Annotated in this window: 4 protein-coding genes; 3 read left to right on the top strand and 1 reads right to left on the bottom strand. The window is 35.9% G+C overall.

From position 1 onward, the window contains the following. Positions 1–136: 136 nt before the first annotated feature. Complete coding sequence (locus LDB17_RS04270) at positions 137–1042, bottom strand: sugar phosphate nucleotidyltransferase (RefSeq protein WP_252636732.1); 906 nt, start codon at positions 1040–1042, stop codon at positions 137–139. Between the two features lie 443 nt (positions 1043–1485). On the opposite strand from LDB17_RS04270, the gene LDB17_RS04275 reads away from it, so the two are divergent. The 3 genes from LDB17_RS04275 (at position 1486) to LDB17_RS04285 (ending at position 4571) form a co-directional block, all read left to right on the top strand. Then, a complete protein-coding gene (locus tag LDB17_RS04275) occupies positions 1486–2781 on the top strand; it encodes a mechanosensitive ion channel family protein (RefSeq protein ID WP_252636731.1) in 1296 nt (431 codons plus the stop codon). A gap of 184 nt (positions 2782–2965) precedes the next feature. After that, entirely contained in the window at positions 2966–3439 is a 474-nt protein-coding gene (locus tag LDB17_RS04280) for a MarR family winged helix-turn-helix transcriptional regulator (RefSeq protein ID WP_135105064.1), read from the top strand. Positions 3440–3452: 13 nt separating this feature from the next. Continuing rightward, positions 3453–4571 carry an efflux RND transporter periplasmic adaptor subunit gene (locus LDB17_RS04285; RefSeq protein WP_252636730.1) on the top strand — a complete coding sequence of 373 codons (1119 nt, stop codon included), beginning with the start codon at positions 3453–3455 and terminating at the stop codon, positions 4569–4571. The last annotated feature ends 66 nt before the right edge of the window (positions 4572–4637 follow it).

Consider the following 4637-nt stretch of genomic DNA (forward strand, 5'->3'; position numbering starts at 1 on the left):
CACTATTTTTTGTTACTTTTGCTATCCAAGGTGTACAAATCTCGTTAATTCGTGTTGTCACCTATAGATTACTATGCAAAAGTAACAAAAAATAGTGATAAAAGATTTCAAAATAGTATAAAATAACCTTTTAGGTTTATTTCCATAAAGGAGTCGGATATTCACCTTTTACTACTAACTTTTGAAGCTTTTCTACTACTCCATCTCTATCTTCAGCATATGTCACACCAAACCACTTGGATGGAGTATCCAATACCTTAACGTCTGCTGTTTTGTTCAAAATCAAATGATCTACTAACAGCGGGATAAAGTACTCTGCTTTGTGGTTTCCTTCATTTGCTTCTAAGAACTTAACAAAGTACTTGTCAGAATGTTCGAAATAGTCGGGAGTGAAGCCCCACATATTCATCGAAACGGGAGCATTTTCAGGTAATTCGAACCAATAGTTTTCTGCATCTTTGTACTGAATAACACCGTCTTTGCGCTCGATGTGGGTACGTTCTACGATGCTCGACAGAAAATGATTGTTATCTGTTTCGCAAACACCTCTAGCTACAGCACCACTTTCCGACAAGGTATTGCTTAATCGGTATCCAACCATGCAATAATGGTTTTCAGTTCCGTTCATTGCTATTAATTGTTTTGCTAGTATTTCATAGCTTTCGCGTCCATAGAAGTCATCAGCGTTGATTACAGCAAAAGGTTCGTGTATAACCTCCTTAGCCATCATCACAGCATGATTTGTACCCCAAGGCTTTTGTCTGTCGGGATGTAGTGTAAAACCCTCAGGTAGGTTGTCTAATTCCTGATATACTACTTCTACCGGTATATGCTTTTCGTATTTGGATATAATCTTTTCACGAAATTCTTTATCAAATGATTTTCTGATAACAAAAACTATCTTTCCAAATCCAGCTCTAAGAGCATCGTAGATCGAATAGTCCATAATGGTTTCGCCATTGGGACCAAGACCGTCAAGTTGTTTCAATCCGCCATAACGGCTTCCCATGCCGGCAGCAAGTACGTACAAGGTTGGTTTCATAAGTATATTGTTTTTCGATTAGTAATTTTCAGGCGCAAAGATAGTTTATTTATAGATTAATAAGAATAGTGATACGATATATTCTATTCACATTTGTTGTGTAATCTTATCTGTGTCTTTGCTTTATTCTTACGGAAAAGATTTGTAGAAGATCGTCTGATTATAGATCGAGCGGAGAAAGGATAATACAATCTTAACGATAATTTAATGAATTTTGTTTCTTTGCCTATCTCTTGTTCGACCTTAAAAAAGGTTAAGGTTTGTTTAGTTTTTATACTATATACTTTTGTTAGATTTAGGCTTTTTATATTTGTTGTGAACATGCAATTTTATAAAATTTAGGAGATAATAGTTTTAGAAGAAGTCGAATTATTTCATATATTTATGTGTTTTGAAGTATGAAGATTGGATTTTAATACAAATAAGGTAATAAAATGATAGAAATGGATTCAAAGGAGATACAGACTGAAGCAGGTTCGATAACCAAAACTATTGCTCTATGGATACAAGATTTTTTGATAGGATTGGGCGTTCCCGAACAAGGGATAATATATACCAAACTGATTGTGTTATTTGCATTAGTTGTAATAATAGTATTGTGCTTGCAATACTTATTAAGGAGGATATTGCTTTTTGTTTTTCATAGAGCGGTTAATATAACAAAACTATCTTTTATTAATTATACAATAGAAAACAGGTTGCCGCATTATCTTGCGTTGATAGGCCCCTATTCTTTTGTGAGGGGGACGATTCCCGTGATATTTTATGATTTCCATACAATGATTACTCCGATGCTTAAAGCTACGGATGTATATATGGTATTCATGGTTATCTGGATTATAATGTCAATTGTTCGGTCATTTGGTGGTGTTTTGCAAGAAAAGCCTGCTTTCCAGAACAAACCTATGAAAAGTTATTTTCAGGTTGTTCAAATCGTATTGTTTATTTTTGGAGCCGTTGTTATCTACTCTATCCTCACAGGCAAGTCGGCTACCACATTTTTTGCTGCGATGGGAGCGGCTTCTGCTATTCTGATGTTATTATTCCAAGATTCAATAAAGGGATTTGCCGGGAGTATTCAAGTTACAACGAATAATATGGTTCAAATCGGTGATTGGATTACGATGAACAAATATGGTGCAGATGGCAATGTAGAAGAGATAAATCTTACAACCGTTAAAATCAGAAATTTTGATAAAACAATAACAACCGTACCTACTTATGCCTTGATTTCCGACTCGTTCCAAAACTGGAGAGGAATGCAGGATTCGGGAGGAAGACGTTTTCGTAGAGCACTGAACATAAAACATAATACAATACGATTTCTAACCGATGATGAGCTGGAGAAGTATAAAGAGATTGATGGGCTAAAAGAGTATATCACAGCTAAACAAAAGGAATTTTTGAAGATGCCTAAACGGGAGGGCTTATTATCGAATATGTATCGGATAACAAATAGTGACTTGTTTCTTCAGTATGGGATATATTATTTACGCAACCATCCTAGGATTGATAAAAACCTCACTTTGCTGGTAAGACAATTGCCTCCCGGACCTCAAGGGTTACCAATAGAACTATACACCTTTACTAATACCACCGTATGGGCCGAATATGAACTTATATTATCAGAAATAGTAAATCACTTTATTGGCATTGTCAAATATTTTGATCTCACAATATTTGAAGAATCTTCCGGAAGTGATATTTTTGATGTATATATCAAGGAAAATGTAAAATAGTAAATTTTGTATTCTCTTACTGGGAGCGCCTTTTCGTAAATTATAATAGCGAAAAGGCATTTTTTTTGTAAATGAATGTTATTTATTTTTTAAAAAACGTTAATATTGTAAATTAATTTGGTTGCATTGTGCGCTTATAATAAGTGTGCTTATTACTTTTGTCCCGAAATATAAAAACTATTGAATGGTGGGAAATTGTAATAAGTTAGAAGATTCCAATGATGATATAGGTTATTTAATTTGGAAAGTTTCTAAATATTGGCAGAGAGGGAAGCTCCGCCTGTTAGGTGAATTTGGTCTAACAGGGTCACAATTGGAGTTGCTTGGAGCGATCTATCATATGTCGAGAGAAAATACTGAAGCTACACAAATTATTCTGTCGCAAGAGACAGGCATTGATCCTATGACTACTTCTACTATATTAAGAAATCTTCAAAAGAAAGGCCTTATAAGTAGGAGGGAAAGTGCAACAGATACCAGAGCCCGAATTGTGGAAGTGACCAAATCAGGCTCGGAACTCTTCGAAAGAGCTATTGCTAAAGTAAGGGAAGGGCAAAGCTTATTATTTGAGAATATTGATTGTGAAGCACTGAAAACTCAATTACAGATTCTTTTACAAGAAATAGAACGATTTAATAAAGTAACAACAGGTAATTAAATATTGATTAGGTATGAATTTAAGACAGATTGTTTTTGGAGCAATGGCTCTAATGGTTATAACATCATCTTGTGGTGGAGGAGCCAATCCTTTTGCGCAGACTAATACGGCACCGCAAGAATATAAAACAGCCGTGCTAAGTGAAGAAAGTGTAGAGCTGGAGTCTGTATATCCGGTTACTATCAAAGGCCAGGAAGATATTGAGATCAGACCGCGTATAGATGGATTTATTGATGCTATTTATATAGACGAGGGGTCTGTAGTAAGAAAAGGGCAAGCATTGTTTAAGATTAACTCGCCTTCAGCTATCCAGGCTGTAACAACAGCGAAGGCTGCAGTTGCCAGTGCCGAAGCTCAGTTACAAACAGCGAAACTGAATGTAGACAGAATTAAACCATTGGCAGACAAAGGCATTGTTAGTACAACACAGTTGGCAACTTATCAAAATGCATACAATGTGGCTCTGGCAACAAAGAACCAGGCTGAGGCTACTTTGGCAAATGCTAATGCAACATTAGGCTGGACAAATGTGACAAGCCCTGTTGATGGAGTTGTTGGAACCATCGCCTTTCGTCAAGGAAGCTTGGTTAATAACTCAAATGTTTTAACTACAGTTTCGAGCATAGGAAGTGTGTTTGCTTATTTCTCATTGAATGAAAAAGATCTTGTTTCCTTGTTAGCTAACTTGCCGGGAAAAAATCAGGCTGAAAAGATAAAGAATTTGCCTAAGGTATCGCTGAGAATGGCTGATGGAACAATGTATCCGGAAAAAGGAGTTATTAAAACGATATCAGGTCAGGTGAATGTAACTACCGGCTCTGTAAACTTAAGAGCTGAATTTACTAATTCTGAAGGTCTTTTGCGTAGTGGTTTCAGCGGAAATCTTTTGATTCCTAAGCACATTGAAAAGGCTCTTGTTGTACCGCAGGCAGCTACATTGACCAAACAAAATAAATTGCTCATCTATAAAGTTGTTAGTGATTCTATAGCTGTTCAAACTCTTATAGATGTTGCTGCTACGCCTGATGGCAAAAGATACGTTGTTACAAACGGACTTGCGCCTAACGACCGAGTTGTAGTAGACGGTATTGCAACATTGTCTGACAGTGCTAGAATTATTGTCAAGAAATAGATAATTTATTTAATAAATTATCTATTTCTTGACAATAATTCTAGCACTGTCAGACAATGTTGCAAT

Origin of the sequence: Dysgonomonas sp. Shenzhen-Wh21 (assembly GCF_043392705.1) — a bacterium.
GTDB lineage: Bacteria > Bacteroidota > Bacteroidia > Bacteroidales > Dysgonomonadaceae > Dysgonomonas.

Coding starts and splice junctions, on each gene's coding strand:
- LDB17_RS04270 (WP_252636732.1), bottom strand. CDS start 1,042: ATGAAACCAACCTTGTACGTACTTGCTGCCGGCATGGGAAGCCGTTAT.
- LDB17_RS04275 (WP_252636731.1), top strand. CDS start 1,486: ATGGATTCAAAGGAGATACAGACTGAAGCAGGTTCGATAACCAAAACT.
- LDB17_RS04280 (WP_135105064.1), top strand. CDS start 2,966: ATGGTGGGAAATTGTAATAAGTTAGAAGATTCCAATGATGATATAGGT.
- LDB17_RS04285 (WP_252636730.1), top strand. CDS start 3,453: ATGAATTTAAGACAGATTGTTTTTGGAGCAATGGCTCTAATGGTTATA.